12 protein-coding genes and 2 pseudogenes are annotated in these 22751 nt (G+C 54.6%); 10 read left to right on the top strand and 4 right to left on the bottom strand.

What is annotated here, in order from left to right:
- Positions 1-283 precede the first annotated feature (283 nt).
- Positions 284-959: pseudogene (locus OHL16_RS19210) on the top strand (PP2C family protein-serine/threonine phosphatase).
- Positions 960-1526: 567 nt separating this feature from the next.
- Here the strand turns inward: OHL16_RS19210 and OHL16_RS19215 are convergent.
- Positions 1527-2235: pseudogene (locus tag OHL16_RS19215) on the bottom strand (IS6 family transposase).
- An 87-nt stretch (positions 2236-2322) separates the two neighbouring features.
- The gene (locus tag OHL16_RS19220; protein WP_263368827.1) at positions 2323-2787 is read right to left on the bottom strand and encodes an Lrp/AsnC family transcriptional regulator; all 465 of its coding nucleotides are present in this window, start codon (positions 2785-2787) and stop codon (positions 2323-2325) included.
- Between the two features lie 177 nt (positions 2788-2964).
- Here OHL16_RS19220 and hutH point away from each other — a divergent pair, with 177 nt between their 5' ends.
- From hutH to argE, 5 genes are all read left to right on the top strand, one after another.
- Complete coding sequence (gene hutH, locus OHL16_RS19225; RefSeq protein WP_263368828.1) at positions 2965-4485, top strand: histidine ammonia-lyase; 1521 nt, start codon at positions 2965-2967, stop codon at positions 4483-4485.
- Complete coding sequence (gene hutU / locus OHL16_RS19230; protein WP_263368829.1) at positions 4482-6140, top strand: urocanate hydratase; 1659 nt, start codon at positions 4482-4484, stop codon at positions 6138-6140. Before hutH ends, hutU begins: the two co-directional genes overlap by 4 nt.
- Positions 6137-7363 (top strand): imidazolonepropionase, encoded by a 1227-nt coding sequence (hutI, locus tag OHL16_RS19235; protein WP_263368830.1) that lies wholly within the window; start codon positions 6137-6139, stop codon positions 7361-7363. Before hutU ends, hutI begins: the two co-directional genes overlap by 4 nt.
- A gap of 71 nt (positions 7364-7434) precedes the next feature.
- Positions 7435-8841, top strand: a complete 1407-nt coding sequence (locus OHL16_RS19240) for a formimidoylglutamate deiminase (RefSeq protein WP_263368831.1) — start codon at positions 7435-7437, stop codon at positions 8839-8841.
- The gene (argE, locus tag OHL16_RS19245; RefSeq protein ID WP_263368832.1) at positions 8838-9977 is read left to right on the top strand and encodes an acetylornithine deacetylase; all 1140 of its coding nucleotides are present in this window, start codon (positions 8838-8840) and stop codon (positions 9975-9977) included. Before OHL16_RS19240 ends, argE begins: the two co-directional genes overlap by 4 nt.
- A gap of 573 nt (positions 9978-10550) precedes the next feature.
- Here argE and OHL16_RS19250 read toward each other — a convergent pair.
- Together OHL16_RS19250 and OHL16_RS19255 are read right to left on the bottom strand one after the other, a co-directional pair.
- Positions 10551-10859 (bottom strand): hypothetical protein, encoded by a 309-nt coding sequence (locus OHL16_RS19250; protein WP_263368833.1) that lies wholly within the window; start codon positions 10857-10859, stop codon positions 10551-10553.
- Between the two features lie 593 nt (positions 10860-11452).
- Positions 11453-11911: a 6-phosphogluconolactonase gene (locus OHL16_RS19255; protein ID WP_263368834.1), complete on the bottom strand. Its 459-nt coding sequence runs from the start codon at positions 11909-11911 to the stop codon at positions 11453-11455.
- A 688-nt stretch (positions 11912-12599) separates the two neighbouring features.
- Between OHL16_RS19255 and OHL16_RS19260 the strand changes: the two genes are divergently transcribed.
- The 4 genes from OHL16_RS19260 (at position 12600) to OHL16_RS19275 (ending at position 21627) form a co-directional block, all read left to right on the top strand.
- Positions 12600-13865 (top strand): MFS transporter, encoded by a 1266-nt coding sequence (locus OHL16_RS19260; protein WP_263368835.1) that lies wholly within the window; start codon positions 12600-12602, stop codon positions 13863-13865.
- 64 nt (positions 13866-13929) lie between these two features.
- A complete protein-coding gene (locus tag OHL16_RS19265) occupies positions 13930-17340 on the top strand; it encodes a TonB-dependent receptor (RefSeq protein ID WP_263368836.1) in 3411 nt (1136 codons plus the stop codon).
- Between the two features lie 61 nt (positions 17341-17401).
- Complete coding sequence (locus OHL16_RS19270) at positions 17402-20284, top strand: PIG-L family deacetylase (RefSeq protein WP_263368837.1); 2883 nt, start codon at positions 17402-17404, stop codon at positions 20282-20284.
- 2 nt (positions 20285-20286) lie between these two features.
- Complete coding sequence (locus tag OHL16_RS19275; protein ID WP_263368838.1) at positions 20287-21627, top strand: Gfo/Idh/MocA family protein; 1341 nt, start codon at positions 20287-20289, stop codon at positions 21625-21627.
- Positions 21628-22751 lie beyond the last annotated feature (1124 nt).

Raw genomic sequence — 22751 nt, forward strand, 5'->3', positions numbered from 1 at the left:
CCGGATTTCCACGATCGGCTTACTGGTTGCGGGGGTTGCGTCCCTCTATGCCAATCTCAGGGAGTTCTTCGGCTTTCCCGAATATCGTGTACTCGAGCCGCTAGCCTTTGCCGTGTTGATCTTCTCCTTTGGATACGTCGTGGCAGAGAGAATCTTCAGCGATGGGCGTCGCTTGATCGCCATTGAAAACGAGCTTGCCATAGCCCGCGAGATACAAACGTCCATTCTTCCCAACGGCATTCCGGAGATCAATGGTCTACACATCAGCGCCGCCTATTGTCCGATGACCGCTGTTGCCGGCGACTTTTATGAATTCATCCCCGTCGATCAGCACCGGGTAGGCCTCCTCGTGGCCGACGTCTCCGGGCATGGCGTCCCGGCCGCACTCATCGCTGCCATGATAAAGGTGGCGATGCAGTCGCTGGTGCACTGCGCCCATCAGCCGGCCGAGCTACTGAGCGGCTTGAACCGCATTCTGTCCGGTCAACTGCGGACTCAGCTCGTTTCTGCCGCCTACCTGTGGCTCGACATGGAAAGTGCTCGCGCGCTGTACTCGGGTGCCGGCCATCCACCCCTTCTCTGTTGGCGGCAGGGGAGGCTGGACCGTATCGAAAGCAATGGCCTCCTGATCGGTCATGCCGGATTCCAACTATCCAGTTTGCGAGATACCTCTCAGTTTGGGAGACAGATTCCTGCTCTACACCGACGGTCTCGTTGAACCCGAGAACGCCTCAGGCGATCCATTTGGCGATTACGAGCTTGAAGACATTGTCCGCAGGAATCAGTCGCGGTCACCCTCGGATCTGTCGGACGACCTGCTCACAAACGTCCGCCGCTGGCAACCGGCATCAGTGACTCAGCAGGATGACATCACGCTCCTCGTCATCGACATTGCCCAGTCTCCCTGGAATGCGGGTCCCAAGATCGTGGAAACAAGCCAGGCGTCGTTCCGACGATAATCAGTGTGTTTTCAGCGGACCCGGAAGTTACCGGTTTTCAATTGATGCATTATCGCCAATTCACTCATCGACAATGGAATGCGAGCCACATGGCCGAATAGTCGGCATCTCGGACAAGTGGCCCTCTCTTTTCAACTGCTGCTAACAGATCGATGCGCTCACCGAAGGGAACGCGAGGTCTTTCAGGTAGCTCTGCGAGCGAATGTTCAAACCCAAAACGAGTAACTAAAGAAGGAAGGGAATTGGCGCTAGATTGCGGTAGATTCATACTGCAATTGCAGTACTGGACGGATGTAAAAACGCAACGACTTCGGTCCGTGCTCCCTCTCTCTCACGAAGGACGTTTGCAATTGCTGTTCAGAGGACAATTCCATTTACCTTTGGATATTCTCGCCCAATCAAATAAGGGCCGTAAGCTCTGCGCATTTAGTCGATACCGCCTATACCGACCGTGTTTTAGGACCGCCACAATACCGACCTTGTGCAGCACTCGAAGGGGCATCGTAAACTTAACGGCGATCGGTGCAGCATCAGTGCAGGAAAGCAGAGAGCGGCTTACATGGCCAGCTATGGAAGGAGAGCCGCGATGGCGGTCTTGTTCCAGAGGTGAAACGCTTGCTTGAGTAGCCGCCGATGGCGGGCTGCGGAGAGGAGATGTCGGCGCAAGCGAAAGGGGGCGTTGATCGACTCGAACACACAGAGAAAACGTTGAGCGTGCTCTGAAGATTGAAAGCGCTTCACCTGCCTTTCTCGCATGCGAGTCGGCTGATGCGAGTTCTCGGCCCGATTATTCAGATAACGGCTCCGCCGGTGTTCCACGTCAGGTAAAATCAACTTTTGCTGCAGCATAGCTCCGTAGCTTGTCTGTGATGATGACGCGCGGTGCTCTCTCTGCCGTATGGAGTAACTTGCGAAAGAAACGCAAAGCCGCCCAACGGTCCTGGCGGGGCTGCACCAAGATATCGATGACCGCTCCGTTCTGGTCCACGGCCCGCCACAAGTAATGCTGGATCCCATTCATCTTGATAAAGACTTCGTCCAGGTGCCACTTCGCTCCGAACCGAGCTCGCTTCGTTTTCAGCCGGGCAGCATAGGCGGAGCCGAACTTGTGGCACCATTCCCGGACTGTTTCATACGTCACCGGGACACCTCGCTTCGCCATCATCTCCTCGATGTTCCGATAGCTTAAGGCAAAGCGAAAGTACAGCCATACGCATTGCTCCACCACTTCGATTGGGAAACGGTGCCGACGGTATCTGCTCTCACGCGTATCGATTCATCGCAATCGAGCTGACCGTCCATGGGAGTTGAAGCAGAATGATGCCAGGGTGGTGGAACACCTGGCGAGAGCTAGTTCCGTCGACTAGAGGTTGCCCAAGAGTCGGGCATCCTGCTTCCGCTCTAGTGGTGTGGAGAGCACCATGCTCGTCGTAGGATTTCCATACGGAAGGAGCTTCTCTATCAAGTCTTCCAGTTGCCCGACTGAAGAGAGGACTATTTTCAGGAGGAAAGCGTCGCCTCCAGTCAGGTGGTGACATTCCTGTACTGCATCAAGAGTGGGTAGAAATTTCAGAAAAGGTCTGTAATGGTTACCGTCGCAGGTGAGCCGCACAAATGCCGTGATCGGGAACCCGAGCGCTTGCAGGTTTATCTCTGCCCGGTAACCTCTGATGAGTTCAAGGCTTTCGAGCTGACGGACGCGTTCGGCGGCTGCAGACGGAGAGAGTCCGACTCTCCGGCCCAACTCTGCGAATGGGATGCGCGCGTCGGATGTGAGTTCCTGAAGTATTTTCTTGTCGATGAGATCAATTTCGCTGGATTGAACCATTTGCTCACCTCCGATTTTGCTGCCGATGGGCTAAATACTATGGCTTGCACTGTGGGGAGGTATTTGCCGTGGTTTCGCCGAGTATAGACGAAAAGTACCATCGATCCAAGCGCGGATAGCATTAACAACAGTGGAATGTGCATTCTCTTAGTGAATCATTTTCCTTACCATCGGCACATGGTTTATCTGGATGGTGCTGGCCTCACGATTGAAGATGTTGTTGTAGTAGCCAAAAGAGCAGAGCCGGTGCAAATCTCTGCTGCCGCCGTTGAAAGAATGAACGTTTCGCGTGAGAGAGTTGATGGTGCACTGGGTGGGGCAAAGCCTGTGTACGCGCTCAATACGGGTGTCGGCCTGTTGGCAAACATTCGACTCGACGAGTCCGAGATCGAAGCAATGCAGGTAAACCTGATTCGTTCGCACTGTTGCGGTGTAGGTCCTCCCTTGTCCGTGCCTGTCGTGCGGGGCATGATGCTGATCCGCGCCAACGTTCTGGCGAAGGGGCTTTCCGGTATACGGCCCATCGTTGGTGAGCGTATTTGCGATTTACTCAATCATAAGATCACTCCGATCATCCCATCGCGTGGGAGCGTTGGCGCAAGCGGTGATCTGGCTCCTCTTGCTCATATGGCACTTGTGCTGCTAGGCGAGGGTCATGCGGAGTATCAGGGTGAGGTGCTGCCTGGCGGAGTCTGCCTTGAGCGCGCCGGATTGAAGCCATTAGCGCTTATGGGCAAAGAGGGCATATCACTCCTGAATGGCACGCAGGCAATGCTTTCTATGGGCTGTTTGCGAATGAGTGAACTTGAAAGCCTGTTCTATTCTGCCCAGACTACGGCAGCATTCACCATAGAAGCCCTTCGTGGAACCGCCGCAGCACTCGACCCGCGCTTGCATGCGGCGCGGCCTCATCCGGGGCAGATGTTGAGCGCGGCCCATCTTGCCAATCTGCTGAGGGGTAGTTCGATCCCAAGGACGCATGGAGAGGGCAGTCGAATTCAGGACGCATACTGCCTCCGTTGCATCCCTCAGGTGCATGGGGCTGTCTGGGATACGTTGGCGGAGGCTCGCAGAGTCTTCGAGATTGAACTGAACAGTGCCACGGACAATCCACTGGTATTCGAGGATGCGATTGTCTCCGGCGGAAACTTTCACGGCGCTCCGTTGGCGCTCGCTCTGGACTATCTGGCGATTGCCCTGTGCCAGCTTGCGGGCATATCGGAACGAAGGACGGAGCGACTGCTGAATCCTAGTCTGAACGAGGGCCTTCCCGCATTTCTCGCATCGAGCCCTGGTATCGAGTCCGGATTGATGATGGCCCAGGTAACCGCTGCGGCGCTGGTTGCGGAGTTAAGAGTGCTGGCCTCTCCGGCATCGACGGGGTCTATTCCTACAAGCGGCAATCAAGAGGACTTTGTCAGCATGGGCATGACTTCGGCGCTCAAACTGGAGCAGGCGGTAACGCTCGCTAGGATGGTCGTTGCGATAGAGCTGTTGGCAGCAACTCGCGCGCTCGACCTCCGCGCGGACACCAGTACCCCGGCACTCGAAGATGCGCGCGCACGCTTCCGAGCGCGTATTCCAGCGTGGCGTGATGACTGCGTCCTCTCTGTCTGGATGGAAGAAGCGTCGAGTTTTTTGGCAGATGCTGCACTGCAGAACATCGAAAGCGTCGAGACCGTGGAGGCGATGAAGTGACAAAAGCCTATTCGCCAATCCGGGCTCCCCGCGGCAATACCAGAACGGCTCATGGTTGGATTCAGGAAGCAGCCAAACGGATGCTGATGAACAATCTTGATCCGGATGTGGCCGAAAAGCCTGAAGAATTAATCGTTTATGGAGGACGAGGTAAGGCGGCGCGCAACTGGGAGTGCTATCACAAGATCGTTGAAACACTCGACCGGCTCGAGAATAACCAGACACTGCTGGTGCAGTCCGGGAAAGCTGTCGCCGTGCTCGAGACACACCGGCTGGCACCGCGGATCTTGATTGCAAACTCCAATCTAGTGCCGCGTTGGGCGACGTGGGAAGAGTTCGATAAGCTGGATGCCGCCGGGCTGATGATGTATGGTCAGATGACTGCCGGTTCGTGGATCTACATTGGTACTCAGGGCATTCTGCAGGGTACTTACGAGACATTTCGAGGGGCGGCACAACGCCATTTCAACGACACCCTTGCAGGAACCATCACTGTCACCGCCGGCCTTGGTGGCATGGGAGGTGCCCAGCCACTTGCCATCAAGCTGGCTGGAGGTGTGAGCATCTGCATTGAAGTTGATCCGACTCGCATTCAGCGCCGCTTGGAGACGCGCTATCTCGACAAGACGACCAACTCCCTGGATGAAGCGATCCAGTTGGCCCAACTGGCCAAGCGGCGACGCGAGGCGGTGTCTATCGGCCTGATGGGCAATGCGGCGGAGTTGCTGCCTAAGATGGTGCAGCTTGGATTCACTCCTGACCTCGTTACGGACCAGACGAGCTCCCACGATCCGATGTGGGGCTATCTGCCATCGGCTCGTGCGGACGAGGATCTGAACTCGCTGCGGGCCCAGAACCCCAAAGTGTACATCGAGCGCGTACAGTCCTCGATTGCACAGCATGTACAGGCGATTCTGGAGATGCAGCGGCGAGGTTCCGTTGCATTCGACTACGGGAACAACTTACGCACACAGGCGGAGCTTGCCGGTGTAAGCGACGCTTTTTCTTATCCAGGATTCGTCCCGGCCTTCATCCGTGATTCTTTTTGCGAGGGGCGTGGACCTTTCCGCTGGGTTGCGCTGTCCGGCGATCCATCCGATATTGCAAAGACAGATCAGGCGCTGCTGGATCTCTTCCCGGAAGATAAGAGATTGAATGATTGGCTGACCTTCGCATCGACCCAAATTGTCTTTCAAGGACTACCGGCGCGCATCTGTTGGCTCGGCTATCGCGAGCGTGATCGCGCTGGATTGCTCTTCAATCAAATGGTGCGTGATGGACGGCTGAAGGCGCCTATCGTGATTGGGCGAGATCATCTTGATGCAGGTTCCGTAGCCAGTCCTTTCCGTGAGACGGAGGGAATGCTGGATGGTTCGGATGTGGTCTCCGATTGGGCATTGCTCAACTTCGCGACCGGAATTGCAAGCGGAGCAGCGTGGATGAGCTTTCATCACGGTGGGGGAGTTGGTATGGGGTACAGCCAGCACGCGGGATTGGTTGCAGTTGCCGACGGGAGCGATGAGGCTGACGAACGCCTAAGATTGTGCCTGAGGAATGACCCCGCAATGGGAGTCATCCGCCATGCCGATGCTGGATACGAAAAAGCCTTGACCACAGCAAAAGACCGCGGCCTAGATCTACCGAGCATTCCATGAACGCTGACCTGCTGATCACCGGAATCTCGCAACTCGTCACGGCTAAAGGAAGTGGTGCAAAGCACGGGCCAGCTATGCGTGAGTTGCATATAACGGAACGCGCCGCGATCGCCATTTGTAATGGCGGAATCATCTGGACGGGAAAAGAGCACGACTGGAGTGGTGTGGCTCAAGCGTCGGTCAATGTAGGAAATCGGGCGGTTGTCCCTGGATTGATTGATCCCCATACCCATGCAGTATGGGCTGGAGACAGGCTGGCTGACTTCGATGCACGGACATCGGGTGAAACCTACGAAACAATCCTGGCTGCTGGTGGTGGGATACGGAGAACAATCCGTGCCACGGCCGCGGCCACGAAGGACGAGCTGTTCTCGCTTGCAGAAATACGCATTCATGCGCTGCTGCGATCCGGTGCGACCATCATCGAGGTGAAGTCCGGTTATGGATTCACCCCTGCGGCTGAGATTGCGATGCTCGAAGTGATCCAGGCACTTGCTGCAAGGACTCCTGCTCGCCTTCTGCCAACCCTATTGATTCACATCCCCCCGTCGGATACGGAAGACCGCACCAGATATATCGCCGAGATCTGCACCGAGCTCATCCCTGAAGTTGCGAGGCGAAAGCTGGCTACGGCAGTCGACATCTTTGTTGAAAGAGAAGCGTGGCATGTGGACGAAGCAGCCTTGGTCGTGCAAAGTGCAAAGCAGCATGACCTCGCGATAAAGTTGCACACGGAGCAGTTTCAGCGCATCGGAGGGTTGGAGCTTGGCGTACGGATGCGTGCGTTGAGTGTCGATCACCTTGAAGCATGCGGCCCAGATCAGCTTGCGATGCTCGCTGCCAGTTCTACGATCGCAACGATTCTTCCCGGGGTCTCTCTACATCTTGGGATTCCTGCAGCACCAGGACGGCAGTTGGTAGACGCTGGTGCTGCGGTAGCAATTGGGACTGACCTGAACCCCGGATCGAGTCCGTTATTCTCTACTGCAGCAGCTCTTGCCCTTGCGGTGCGTTTAAATGGTCTGACTGCTCAGGAGGCTCTGGTTGCCGGTACAGTAAATGCCGCTTGTGCACTCGGACTTGCGGATGCCGGTCGGCTTGAGGTGGGATTGCAGGCTGACTTTCTAGTGTTGGAGGGAAGTGACTGGCGGAATCTGGCTTACGCGCTCGGAAGTAATCCTGTGCGTGAAGTGTGGATTCGTGGAGAAAGGCTCCAGGCATGACCGCCAGCACTCAAAAGAGCTTTCGTGACCTTGGTAGAGTGCGTTGAACCAGATTCCGACGAGGATGCTCGATGAATACCTTTTACCTTCCGCAGTTGCTCTATTCCGACGGCACATTCATCTCGAATAGAGGGCTTCTGGTGGATGAATCCGGCAAGGTAATAAAACTGGCCGCAAACCCGGACAGCCCTCTCGACAAGGTGATTGAGTTGCCCGGTAAAGCGCTCATGCCGGGCTTCGTGAATACTCACTCTCATTCCTTCCAACGCCTCATCCGCGGCAAGTCCGAATCACGGATAGTGAGCGGAAAGGACTTCTGGAGCTGGCGGGGGACGATGTACTATGCTGCAGCCCAACTGAATCCCCAAGAAATCTACGATGTGGCAAGGATGGCATTTCTTGAGATGGTGCTTGCAGGGACCACAACAGTTGGGGAGTTTCACTACCTCCATACCAGTGCAGACGGTCGGCCATATGAAGACCCCAATCTGCTCAGTAAGCAGGTGATCGCGGCGGCACAATCTGTAGGAGTGCGCATCGTTCTGCTTCGGACCGCATACTTGAGATCAGGATATGAGCTGCCCCGTGATCCAGGTCAGACGCGATTCCTTGAATCGACGCGCGACTTCCTGCTCAACATGGACGCTCTCGTGGAAGGGTTTCCGGCGAACTCAGCGGAGGTTCGTTTTGGTGTCGCTCCTCACAGCATTCGGGCTGTGCCGCTACCTGATCTGGAGGAGATTGTCGCGTGGACCCGTGCAAGAACGCTGCCTCTCCATATGCATGTAGCAGAACAGATTGCGGAGAATACGGCATGTGTCCGCGAATACGGCTACACCCCGGTAGAACTCCTAAGCCGGAACCGCGTTCTCGGGCCCGACTTTACTGCAGTGCATTCGATTCACATCAGCTCCAGTGAGATTGAGATGCTCTCTCAGGCAGAGGCCACCATCTGCTCCTGTCCCACGACCGAACGCAATCTTGGGGATGGTGTGATTGCTGCCGACCTCGTGATGAGAGCAGGCATTCGCGTAGCGCTCGGGTCAGATAGCCAGGCGCAGATCGACCCGCTGGAGGACGCACGCGAGCTTGACTATCATCTGCGGCTCCGCGATCAAGAGCGTGCAATCCTGGATCAGATAAAGGGAGAGACTCTCGCATCGCACCTCTTTAGGTGTGCCACCGTGAACGGTGCCCGCGCGCTATCTGTCCCAACTGGAGAGTTTAGCCCCGGCTCATTCGCTGATTGCTTTACCGTCGATCTTGATGATCTGTCCATAGCTGGACACTCCGCCGATGATCTGTTGCCCCTTACCGTGTTTTCCCTCAATCGATCCGCGGTTCGGGACGTAATCGTGAATGGCAAATTCATAGTTTGCAATGAACGGCATCCACTCCAGAACGAAATCGTTGCTCGTTACAAAGAGATTCATGGGAAGGTCTGGCAGAACAACGCAGTTGAAAGCGCGCACCGATGACAACAGTCGTTGAGCACTTGGAAAATCTAATTCGTATTCCGTCAGTTTCCTCCCTCTCTAATCGTCCAGTCGCGGAGTATGCGGTCCGGGTCCTGAACGATGCTCACTGGAACACTCGATTGATGACGTACGTAGACCCGGCGGGCCTGGAAAAGGTCAATCTGATTGCGGCTCCTCACAGACAAGATCCCGAAGATCCGGAAGCGGATCTGGTCTTCATGTGCCACACCGACACGGTTCCGTACGCAGCGGACTGGGCGAGAGCTCTTGACCCATTTGTTCTGGATGGCCTTTTATATGGCTGTGGCGCCTGCGACGTGAAGGGGTTTCTCGCTTGTCTCCTGACGGCTATCAGCGAAAGTCACATGGCAGAGTTGGGGAGCGGATTGCGTTTAGTCTTGACGGCGGACGAGGAGATCGGCTGTCTAGGCGTCAAACGCTTCATTGCTGCCGATCTCATTAAGCCAAGGCGCGTCGTCATTGGCGAGCCCACTTCGTTACACCCTGCGCGGGCAGGGAAGGGATACTGTTTAGCTGAGGTGACCATTTTGGGAGAGGAAGCACACAGCGCACATCCTCACCAGGGCAAGTCGGCTATCTACGGTGCAGCTCGATTCATCACCGCAATTGAGGAGCATTCCACGCAACTTGCAGCAGAACAGAATGATTTTTTCATACCTGGATATACCACTATCAATGTCGGAACGATCATGGGCGGTACTGCGAAAAATATCGTTCCAGGGCAATGTAAGTTTCAGGTTGAATGGCGACCGCTTCCAGGAGCATCCGGCAATTCCGTTCTTCAATCGATCACAAGAATCGCTGAACGGATGAAAGTTGCTGATCCGAGCTTCAAGTCTGAGATCAAGGTATTGCGTCAGCAAGCTGGCTTCGAGACCGCCGAAGACTCTCACCTCGTGCGATCCATTGAGACGCTTACTCAGAGATCGGCCACATCGATTCCATTCGGTTCAGAAGCTAGCGTGCTCGCATCAGTTGCGAACGAGGTTGTCGTGTTTGGCCCGGGAGATATGCGTACCGCGCATAGCCGGCGAGAATGCGTCCCGCTGTCTGAGTTGCACGAAGCTGTCTGTTGCATCAAGTCGCTGATGCAGAACGTGTATGAGATCCGATAACGAGAGTTCGGATGGTCGCCGCCCCCCTTGGCAACCGGAGTTCGCTTCTTCGAGCAAGTGCAGCATGCGTTCTGCATATTGCGAACAAAATATAGTGAGATTTCCGCCTAACGGTATGTAACGTTGATCGGCTGTGAGTTAGGAGAGATCAACAAATTATGCTTGACGAAGTCCAAGGTTGAGTTACCGTGTGTGCTTGGAGGGAGCGGATGATGATGAAGACTTCTGTTCGTCGTGGGTGCATATTGATCTGCTTCTTGCTATTTGTCGCTAATCGATGTGTGCCTCATGCACTCCAAGGAGCCGGGAAGCCACGAGGACCCGATATAGTCGCCCTCACAGGTGGTCGTGAATATTGGCCCAAACTGCGCGATATCTCCTGCCACGAATCGCGTGGAATTCGCTACCCGATTTGGATGAATTTGAAAGGTTCTGCCCGGGCCATTGATGTTTTTGCCGAGACTAGTATCAGCACAACTTGTGAGGTTCCAGCATGAATGACATCGCAACCCGCATTGAATCAAAACCAGGGCATAATGTGTGGCAGTGAATATGAACACGTGTCGAGAATTCTTAGATGCCCCACCGAATGAAATACCCGTTCGTGGGTTTTTGCATCCCTTTTGTTCCAAAGGTGAACTGCAGCCACTGTTGATATTCCACATCGATCAGACGGATTTTCAGATTGTCGCCGAGCATAAGATCCATCCCTGCGCCCGGCGCGATAACGAAGTACCGTCCTCGTGCCGTGCCGTAGGGAAACTCGAAGTGGCTTAGACCGACTAGTGTCTTGACGTAGGGGGTGTAGGGCCCACGATGAAATTGGACTCGAGGTCCGATCACGTAAGTCGGATATAGGGTGACTGGCTTTGTTTCATCCATCGTCCCTCCGCTTCAAGACCAGCCCGTCGGATCGGATTGATGTCGATGTACACTCCTGTACCTAGGACCTTTTGTTGCCAGTAGCCGGAATCAAAGAGGGAGTAAGTACCTACTGAGATATAGGCGCCAAGTGCGGTTGCGGTGGGCGCCGCCTGGGCGTTGCTGTGTCGGCAGCAGCCGAAAAGGCACGCGAAGGTGGCGAGAATGATGTACTTCGCTTTGTGCATTGGACCGGGCGCTCATTAGCCTTGGTTTAATCGACACGCCGGAGAAGGCACTTGATGCAGCCCATCGGTGCAGGCGGGAAGATGTTGACGGTTCGAGTCCGGATAATAGAGATTCGCAATCCCACCGCCGGGCAAGATCGCCGCCGATGCCCGAGTAGTTGAACTGCCGCGAAGACATCATTCAGCGCAGGCAAGTTGAAGGCAGCATTGAGGCACGTCTGGCGGAATTTGAGCGTTCCCTCCGGCAACAAACTAAGTCCGAATATGAAATGGCTGTTGCAGGAGATTAAGCAGGACTCCTTCTGTTGCTAGCTGAGCCTCCGGAAGAGTTGCTTGGCGACGGTTTCGATGTGTTCTGTAAATGGCTCACTTATCTAATTCAGATGCAGAATCCATATCAAGGTAGAGAGTCACATTGGGATGGGTGCGGAGAATTGTTGCCGGACAATCGGTTGAGATTGGTTCTTCGAGAGCGCGTCGACTAATGTTAGCTTTGCGGGGGCCGGGTACAGTCGCAATCAGTTTTGGCACTCGAAGCAGGGTTGGAATGGTCAGTGTCATCGCCCGCTCTGGAACGTCTTGATAGGTCGTGAACCACCCCTCGGCTGCTTGCTGTTGCCGGCAGACGGTATCCGAGTTCACGATCTTCATATCCAAAGGATCATTGAAATCGGCTTCGGCGGGATCGTTGAAGGCCAAATGTCCGTTTTCCCCCACCCCTAGCAAACATAATTGCGGATCAGCAGAGCGGAGCTTCTCGGCATAGTTTCGGCATACCTGCAGCGGGTCTGGGGCAGTTCCATCGATCGCAGAGAATTCCTTCATTCGCGTTTGTTGCGGCAGGTTCTCCCACAGATAGTGGTGGAACGACGACGGATGATCGGCCAGGTATGCCGATATATTCGTCCATGTGAAAGCCGCGGACTTTATGCCAGGGTAGATCCTCGATCGCGCTCAGTGCATGAAGAGTATCCAGCTGTGAAGCTCCCGTTGCGAAGATAACCCCGATTGTCTCCCGTAAAGCGGCTAACTGCTGTAGCGCTTGGGCCGCTGCTTGCGCTGCCGCTTGTCCTGCGGCCTTGCCGTTGGGAGATAATTTTCCCATTTGACAAGAAAATATCCTGACTAACGGCTTGTCGTCCAAAAACACGAAGAAAATGTTGAACACCGAATCGTGTAGTTAATGTTATCCAGATGTAGACCCTACCTGTTTCCAAGATATTATCGGTCGCAAAATGCGTCATGTTGGCATCCGCAACACAGCCCTTCTCCTGTAGGGAGAATCCTTCGCATTTGTGAGAGAAAATCTTGAAATTTGTGAAATTTTTCTGTTGACAGCCATTCGTTCGGGGAACTACTGTGACCCGTAAGTCTTCAGAACAAGTTCACAAATTTCAAGCAGGCGGATTTCCCCGTGAGCTTAGGAAAGGAAATTTTGTCAAGCAATTCGCCACAGTCAAGCGTGAACCTCCCCGTACAATCTCGGAAATCCGGGCGGACTCGGTGGTGGATTGTGTGGACACTCTTTTTTTCAACCGCCATCAACTACATTAGCCGGCAGACATTCTCAGTTTTGTCGCCGGTGATTGCAGCGCAGTCTCACCTCAGCCACGCGGATCTCTCTAAGATCTTTAGTGCGTTTCAGATCTCCTATGCACTTACTTGGCTTCTGGGGGGGATTTTCCTGGACGCTGTTGGAACTCGGATCGGGTTGACCGTTGCGGTGATCTTCTGGTCCGCGGTGAACATCTTAACGGGCCTCGCTAGCTCCGTGTTAGGGTTTGCCATATTTCGATTCATGTTGGGGATTGGAGAAGGCTTCAACTGGCCAGGAGCTAGTAAAGCAGTAGCAGAGTGGTTTCCAAAGCAAGAGCGCGGCCTTGCTGTGGGGATCTTCGACAGCGGTTCAAGTGTGGGCGGGGCTCTGGCTGCTTTGGCCATTCCCTGGATTGCGCTGGCTTTCGGCTGGCGCTGGGCATTTGTCTTTTCAGGAATGCTTGGATTTCTTTGGTTAATCGCGTGGTTGCGCATCTACCATCCGCTCCACCGTCACCCGCGAGTGACACCGGGGGAGGTTGCTCTTATCCAAGCAGGTAGCACGACCTCAAAGTCTGAAAAACAAGGACTTCAGCGGTGGCTTGATCTGGCCAAAAATCGGAACGTGTGGGGTATCGCGCTCGGCCGCGCACTCACGGATCCTATTTGGTGGTTCTACGTATTCTGGCTGCCGCAGTATCTAAGCGATGCTCGAGGATTCAGCCTGCAGCGAATTGCTTTATTTGCCTGGATACCCTTTGTTGCCGCTGATCTCGGCAACATAACCGGTGGTCTTATTTCTGGCTATTGCATTCGGAAAGGGATTGCAGTGATCCGAGCCAGGAAATGGGTGTGCGCGATTAGCTGTCTGCCTATCCTCGCCGGCATCCCCGCCGCTCGAGTGCATAGCCCTTCCTTAGCGCTCGCCCTGATTTGCGTGGCCTTGTGGGGCTACGCTAACTGGGCCACCATGGGGCTCACTTTGCCCTCCGACCTCTTCCCGAATGATGTAGTTGCCACTGTCACGGGATTCAGTGGACTAGCGGCGGGTCTTGCGGGCGCAGCGTTTACGTTCGCAGTCGGGATATCAGTCGATTGGTTTTCATACCGGCCCGCGTTTCTGGCTGCCGGGCTGCTCCCCCTCTTGGCGACTGCTTGCGTATTTCTGTTGATCCGTCCGCCGACGGAAAACCCGGAGAAGATGCCGTCGCCGAAATTCATTGGCGTCTCCACCGGAGACTGATCAGGAAAAGAATCGAGCCGTTTCTGTCCTAGCCCATCTTCAAAGATGCAAGAAGGAGTGTTGCATGCATTTGGTTATAGCCCGAACCAATCTCACTGCGCGGCTGAAGCGCTATGCGGTCAGTAGCATATTTCTCCTGTTCTTTTTCGCATTCGGCCTGGCAAGAGGATGGTCGCAGCTTGACACGGGGACAATTATAGGTGCCGTGCACGATGGACAAGGTGCCGCAGTTGTCGGAGCCTCTGTCACTATCCGCAATGTTGCCACAGGCGTGGCCGCCACAACGAGGACGAACAACGACGGAACGTATCAAGTACTATCGCTTATCCCGGGTACCTACTCTGTCGTAGCAACGGCGCAAGGGTTCACTCCGGCGAGAAATCCGTCGGTCGAGATCCATGTTCAGAGCCGCGCCCAGGTCGATTTCACGCTGGGCGTTGTCGCTGTGCAAGAGCAGATTGAGGTAAATGCCAGTGGGGTCGAATTGCAGACGCAGTCGGCTGAGGCAGGTCTTGTCGTTGGAGCGCAACAAATAAACGACCTCCCTCTGAACAGTCGGCGCTATGCGGATCTTGCGCTGTTGTCGCCGGGCATCTTCAAGAATCCGTCGGTGGCGAATTCAGCCCCGGACCGCTTCAGCTCGAATGGTAATTCAGAGACGCAGAACTATTTTGCACTGGATGGTGTGGACAACAACTCTGGGTCGACAAATCTGCAGGAGGGATCAGTGCAGAACGTGCAGCCTCCGCCGGATGCGATTCAGGAGTTCCGGCTGCAGACGAGGACGTATTCCACGGAGTTTGGAACGTCGGCCGGTGCAGTAGTGAACGCTTCGGTGAAGAGCGGCACAAACCAGTTCCATGGGGATGTGTTTGAGTTTGCGCGAAACAGCGTGTTGGATTCGAACACATATTTCAATCGTCAAAAGGGAATTCGTAAGGGAACGTTCAGCCAGAATCAGTTTGGCGGCACGATCGGTGGGCCCATCTTCCGTGACCATACCTTCTTCTTCGGCGACTACCAGGGGCTTCGAAGTTCCACTGATGTAACAGCGTTTTCCGTGGTGCCTTCGGCGAAGATGAAGACGGGCGATTTCACGGAGCTTGCGGTGGACAGCAATGGCAAGCCAACGAATGACCCCAACAAATACGCCTACAAACTTCAGAGTCTCGCAACTGGCCAAACAGGTTGCATTGACTATCACGTCAGCATGGTGATCTCACCATCGTGCCTTGATCCGGTAGGAGTGAAACTCGCCTCTCTCTATCCTGATCCAAACGATCCGAATGTTCCAGTGTGGACAGGGGCCCCGAATTACAACTACGTATTTCGCTCACCGGCTCAAAACAACTCCGCCGATCTTCGTATCGATCACAAACTCCGCGAGAACGATATGATTTTCGGTCGCTACAGCTTTCTGCAGCAACATCGACAGAATCCATTGTGGACTTCAAATCCAATTGCCGGTAACGGAAATTCCGGAGCAGACTATGCCATCCGAAACCAGGGGCTTGCGCTAGGATGGACCCATGTCCTTTCCGCGACCGCGGTCAACCAGGCTCGTTTCGGCTTTCTTCGCGACAATGCCCATAGCAATCCCATAGGGCTCACCTTAGGAGCCTCCAACGCGCCCGACTATGGGTTGACTGGAATCCCCGCATCGCCCTATACAGCCGGGGTCCCGCCAATCTGGATCTCTGACTTCGTCAACCTTGGTGTATCCCGTTACCGGCCTCAGTTCCAGGTGTCGCAGGTCTTTCAATTCATCGACAACTTTACCAAGCTGATTGGCCAACATAGCCTAATGTTCGGCTATCAATATCACCGCAATTCGGACAACTTCCTGGATCTGCAGGCACCACAGGGCTTTATGCAGTCCACTGGAATCTATGCCAATAAGCAAGGGTTCGGATTTGCCGACTTTCTGCTGGGTGATATCGCCTCAACCATCTACAACACGCCGCTTGATGTGCATCAGTTTTTGCCCGGTCATTCTTTTTTCGCGGAAGACACATGGCGTGTTGCAAAAAACCTGACCGTAAACTACGGCCTGCGATATGAACTCTATGCACCAATGTTGAATCGGACAAATGCGGTTGCCAATTTTTCTCCGGCGAACGGAGGGTCTCTCGTTACCGCGGCAGCCGGAGCTCAGAGTTGGCAGGACCGCTCGCTTATCAAGCCTGACAAAAATAGTTTTGCCCCACGGTTTGGATTTAGCTACCAGCCGGCCGGGAATATTGTTTTCCGTGGCGGATACGGTGTGTTCTATCAGTTCATCAACCGTATCGGCTCTGAAGCTCAGCTGTCGCTAAATCAACCGTTCCTGAAGGCGGTACAAGTAACGCAGAGCAGTGGCAGTGTGACGCCGGTCTTTCAGTTGAAGAACGGTTTTCCGGGAGCGACATATGCAGGCTCGGTGGTTCCTCTGTATCTGCAGAAGAACAACTGGCAGGATCCGAACCAGCGGACCAGCTACGTGCAGCAGGCTAGCTTCGGACCACAAGTGCAGGTGTCCTCGAATACGGTGATGGAACTGACTTGGGTCGGAAACTGGGGCAGGAAGATGAATCGCCTGCGTAACGCCAATCAGGGCCAGGTGATCGGATATAACTCCCCGAAGCAGGCGATCGTTCAGTTTCCATATGCGAATCTCAACACGGCGACGACTGTGATCGCCGGGGCCGGGCAGCATTCGTTCCTGGAGTACGCCACCAACGATGGCAATACGAGCTATCACGCGCTGGAGGCGAGCCTGAGGCGCCAGTATATGAGGGGGTTGGGCTATCAGATCAGTTACACGTGGGCCCACAATATGTCTGACTTTGTCGACAACCTGACGGGAAATTCGACTCCGCAGAATGCTTATGACTATGCGCATGAGAAGAGCAATTCGCCCTTTGACCAGAAGCACCGCTTTGTTGCGAGCGGGCTGTGGAAACTGCCGTTCGGCAAGGATGGGCTGATTATGGCGAATGACTCGAAAGCTGCGCGCTTGCTGGGGAACTGGCAGTTGAATGGGATTCTGACACTCCAGACCGGACTTCCGATGAACATTACAGCTCCCGATAGCAGCCAAACCGGAGGCAATCATGCTGCCTATGCCAATTGTGTTGCGAATCCTTTTGCCGGGACGACGACGAATCGCGCAGCGATCTCGACGCCGTCGCCCGCTCCGGGTGTATTCATCAGTCCCAGCGGTTTTTCTATCCCGACTGCGGGGACGTTTGGAACATGCCGCCCTCGGCTTTTCCATGGACCAGGGGCTAGGAACGTCGATCTCAGCTTGTTCAAGCAGTTTCCGCTGGGAGACGAGCGGAAGTTCGAGTTGCGTTTTGAGTTCTTCAACGCATTCAACCATGCCAACTTTGCCAATCCCGCGACGAACATGAGCAACACAGCGACTTTCGGGAAGGTGACCTCGACGATCAACGATCCGCGTCAGATTCAGCTTGCGGGCAAGTTTTACTTCTAACAAACCCAACGAAATACCCTGATCGTGTAGAAGCGGGAGGGCCCGCAGGAGAGGACGAACAATGTTCTTTCGTTTAAGTACCTTACTGAAGGTCGAAATAGCACTTACGGTTCTTAGTGTCTCGTGTTTTGGCCAGGTTGCTGCAACTACGAAGCCAATAGCAGATGGGCGTCTGGAGTCGTGGGAGCTTAGAGAGGAAGCTCCAGCCGACGCGAACCCGCTTCCTGTCGATCGCGGAGCTGCGGCTTTGTGGCAATCTCTTCGCAAGCTGCACACGCGCGCGAGCATGCTGATGGTTACCGCACATCCGGACGATGAGGACGGGGCGACGCTCACGTACGAATCACGTGGCGAAGGCGCACGCGTAGCGCTGCTCACGCTGAATCGTGGCGAGAGCGGCGCCAACGTGATGTCGCCGGATCTCTTCGACGCGCTCGGCCTGGTACGAACAGAGGAATTGTTGGCGGCCGATCGTTACTACGGTGTCGATCAATATTGGACGCGTGTCATCAACGACGGATTCTCCAAGACCAAAGAGGAGTCGATGAGCCATTGGACACGCGACCGCGTGCTTGCCGATGCCGTACGAGTCGTACGTTTGACCCGCCCGCTTGTGATCTCCTCCGTCTTCATCGGTGGGCCAAGCGATGGACATGGCAATCACCAGGTGGCCGGAGAGATGGCGCAGGAGGTGTTCCGTTATGCCGGAGATCCAAAGATGTTTCCGGAACAGATTCGAGCCGGTTTGCGCCCATGGTCGCCTCTAAAAGAATACGCAGAGGTACCGCGAGCTCGTGTCACCGAACAAGGTGTCTATGATTACGCTACACACCATTGGGCGCCCGCACGAGCGTTCGACTACATCCATGAGCAATGGCAGCCCTGGCCACTGGACGCGAATGTCATCGTTCCTACAGGTCGGCAGGATCCTATACTCGGTGTTTCATACGCGCAGTTATCTCGCGAGGGTCTTGGCTTCCAAAGATCACAGAATGGTGGGTCGAGCATTCCAGCCTCTGGCGAAATGTTTAGCAAGTACCATCGTTTCGCTTCTTTGTCTCCTGCTGGAGACAAAGAAGGTTCTTTCTTCGATGGCATCGATATATCCCTCATGGGAATTGCTAGCCTGGTGAAGAAGGGTGATCCTACTTTCCTGCGCCAGCATCTGCTGGAGATTAACGAATTTGTCGAACAAGCTATGAAAGAGTTTGACTCTCGTCATCCGGAGAAGACGGCGCCGCTACTGGCTTCCGGGTTGAAGGCTACAACGGCGCTCATCGCAGAGGTCAGCGCGAGCAATCTCTCCGATGACGAGAAATACGATGTAAACCATGAACTGCGTGTCAAAGAAGCGCAGTTCGAGAAAGCGCTGGGGGAATCGTTTGAGCTATCCATTATGCCCACAGTCGCGTCGAATCACGAATCTGACCCACCCATAGCCGGATTCGGTGAAACTCCAGAATCATTCCTGATGGCTATCCCAGGCCAGCAGTTTGCCGTTAATGTTCATATCGATAATCCGAACTCTACACCTGTCGAATTGGAAAAGGTTGAGTTGTTGACGCGCGAGGATGAGCGCTGGAACGTAACACCGACAGAGATCGCCTCATCTATCCTGGTCAACAACAAGCCGGAGAATCACCGTTTTCAGGTAACGGTGCCTCAGGATGCATCCTTTACACGCCCTTATTTCAGCCGCACGAATGTGGAACAGCCCTACTATGACATTGATGATCAGCAATTTCTGAACCGACCCCTGGCCCCCTATCCACTAACCGCCTGGGCCACGTTCCGCTATCAAAATGTGGTCTTTAACCTGGGCCGTGTAGTGCAATCCGTCCACCGCATCACGGGGCTCGGAACTGTGATGGAGCCGCTCGTTACCGGTCCGGCGCTCTCGGTTTCAGTAAGTTCATCCAGAGGCATTCTGCCGCTTACGGCGCAATCCTTTCCTATTGAGGCCAACATACACAGCAATGTGAAGGGTCCGGCGAAAGGAACTGTGCGGTTGGAATTACCACCAGGATGGACGAGTTCGCCCGCATCGACCGAGTTCTCCACTGACAAAGATGGAGATGATCGATTGGTGCTGTTCAGCGTCACCCCCTCGCATGTTCGCGAGGAGCCGTACGACGTGACTGTCGTGGCTGAATACAATGGTCATCAGTATCGAGAGGGCTATCAGACTGCAGGGTATCGCGGGCTACGCCCCTACAACTTGTACCGGCCTTCGACGTACCGCGTTACCGGCGTCGATGTAAAGATCGCTCCCAAGTTGAATGTTGGTTACGTTATGGGCAGCGGAGATAAAGTGCCGCAGGCTCTCGAAAGCCTCGGGGTCAACCTTACGTTCCTTGCTGCGCCCGATCTGGCAAGCGGCAACCTTAGTAAATACGACGTGATTCTCTTGGGCGTTCGTACCTATGCGGTGCGAGATGATCTGAGAGCCAATAACAGCCGGCTGCTGGATTACGTGAAAGATGGCGGCGTTGTAGTCGTCCAATACAACACTCCAGAGTTCGACAAGAACTACGGGCCGTATCCGTACACTATGACGAATGACCCCGAAGAGGTGACTGATGAGGCCTCGAAAGTAGAGATTCTGGATCCGGATAATCCAGTTTTTCAATGGCCCAATAAGATCGGAGCAAAAGACTTCGAAGGTTGGGTAGCAGAGCGCGGATCGAAATTTATGAGTAAATGGGATCCGCGCTATCAGCCACTCCTCGAAACCCACGACCCGGAACAGGATCCGCAAAAAGGAGGTCTGCTCTATGCGCGTTATGGCAAGGGCGCATATGTCTATAACGCGTATGCGTTTTACCGGCAGTTACCGGAAGGCGTGCCCGGAGCTTTTCGCATTTTGGCAAATCTTGTTTCATTGTCGAAGAATCCGCAATTCAACTCTTCGATGCGCAGTATGAACACCACTAAAGGACAGTGACAATGATGGATCGACGCAGCTTTGTGAAAGCAATGGCGGGGACCTCCGCGCTCGCGATGAACGCCCGCGCCTACGCTAAAATTCTCGGCGCCAATGACCGTATACGTATAGGTCAGCTCGGTTGCGGAGCCCGTAGTCACGGCCATGTCCATATGGTGCAACTTGCTTCGGCGCGTACGCAAGTAGAAACAGTCGCGGTTTGCGATTTATGGAGCCATGCGCGTGAGCGTCGTGCCGAACAGGTTCGCAACGTGTTCGGTGGTCAGCCACTTACTTACAAATACTCCGAAGAAATGTTGATGCGAAAAGATATCGACGGCGTGATGATCGCGACCGGCGATTTCCAGCATGCGAAGCTTTGTGCCGAGGTGGTCCGTGCGGGTAAGGATTGTTATGTCGAAAAGCCATTCGCAAATACGCTTGAAGACGCCAAGGAAGCCCGGGCCGCGGTTAAGGCCTCGAAGCAGGTTGTGCAGATGGGGACACAGCATCGCAGCCAACCCTATCAACGTGAAGTTCGCGACATCATTCGCTCCGGTCGCATCGGAAAAGTCGTCAAGATTGCCCAAGAATGGAATGTCAACATGCAGCGATGGGGGAAACGCCCGGAGGTAAATGAACTGCGCCAAGAGGATACCGACTGGCAACGCTGGCTGCTCGGAAAACCGTATCAGCCTTTCGATCCGCGCGTGTATCTGGAGTTTCGCTTGTATCGCAAGTTTTCTTCAGGCATCTTCGATCAGTGGATGAGCCACGCCAGCGACCTTGTGCATCTTTGGACGGACGAAACGCACCCAACCAGCGCAGCGTCGAATGGCGGTATCTATGTCTGGAATGATGGCCGCGAGAATCCGGACACCTGCACGGTAGCATTTAACTATCCGCAAGGATTTCTACACACTTTTGCCACTACGTTCGGGAACAGCTATCGCAGTTTCACGCGTATTCAAGGGACCAAAGGCACCATCGATAATTTCGGTGGAGAAGGTGCATCCCTTTTCATGGTGACCCGCGAAGGCGGGCCTCACGAACCCGACCCCGCGGGCGATGTGGCGCAGCCGCGGTATACAACCCCTCCAGGTATGGGACCGGCAAGCGATGGTGCCGAGATTGTGCGGGTAACCGGAGCGCCTCAAGCCGATTCAATTGGACCGGACGACGACGATTCGTATCACGTGGAAAACTGGCTGCAGGCAATGCGTTCTCGCGGCGAGACAAATGCCAATGTAGACCACGGGTTCTCCCATTCTGTCGCGTGCATGATGGCCTCGCGCTCCTACTGGAGCGGCAAGCGCGTCTACTGGGATCCGCAGCGAGAGGAAATTGTCGATGAGCCGGTATGAAGGCGACGGGTTTGCTTTACAACGCTACAGGCCGTTGCGTGCTTTTCTTGAGTCGCCACAGAGACTAGGAAAAAGAGGGAACCAGCCCGCAACAAAGGTGCATCTACCGCTCACGGACGTCGTGAGGGCGGAGCGATGGTGAATCATAAGCGGTATTGAAATCAATTACTGGCGCCAGATGAACGCGTAGCCGTAGAAGAAATTTCGGCTTATGCGTCAACCCACAGTTCCTGACACCGGAATGAGTCTCATGATTCCAGGGAGAACACCTTTCCTCCAATGCGCAATTACTTATGACGCTGAGATAGGTAACAGGACGCGCTTCCGTCCATTGTATTTTCCGCGGATCGTCAACGAGCGCATCATCGCCAATGCGCTCACCGACAATGGAACGCGAGCCACATGTCTGTATAGTCGGCATTCCGGACAGATGTTTTCCCGCGGGTTCGTTGAATGTAGTTTTGGCCAAGTTGTGCTTCATTTTCGTAGTTTTGGCCACATTATGCTTCAGGAGTCTAGCCAATGTCTTCACATGCAGACTGAAAGCAAAGCTGTTACCGCGACCATTCTATGCTTCATTTGGTCAGACTATGGTTCAACTGACAACTTCAACGCAGGACCTGTCTCGGATGCTAGGTCACAAGTCGCTGCGGGTGCCCGAGAAGCACTATGCGCCGTGGGTTGCTGAGAGGCAGGCCCAGCATTCCTAGCCGGTTAGCTGATCCAAGTACATGAGGCGTGCCTGGACCAGCTTTGACTTTGCCGGCTCAATGACACGGATGACGTTCGCACCTTTCGAGATAAGGATGCGATATGGTTGGTGCAGGCGCCCGGTCGCGCCAAGCGAAGAAATCAAGACGTTTTGCCCGTTCAAGAAATCCTCGCAGAGCTTTCAATCCGTTCACTGCTTGAAGCGGGTTCGTACCGAATCATCCTCTAGGCGAATACAAAGCGAATGTGCCACAATGGCGGAGACACTGTTTTGAGGGAGTCCCGCGGTGGTTCGTTTTTCAGAGGCAGCCTTTGAAGAGATTCTCGACTCGTTATGGACAGCCGAAGACGACCCTCCCTGTTCAGAAGGCACACGGCTCCTCCACGCATTCGCCGAGGCTCGATTTACGGAC

Source organism: Edaphobacter bradus (assembly GCF_025685645.1).
GTDB lineage: Bacteria > Acidobacteriota > Terriglobia > Terriglobales > Acidobacteriaceae > Edaphobacter > Edaphobacter bradus.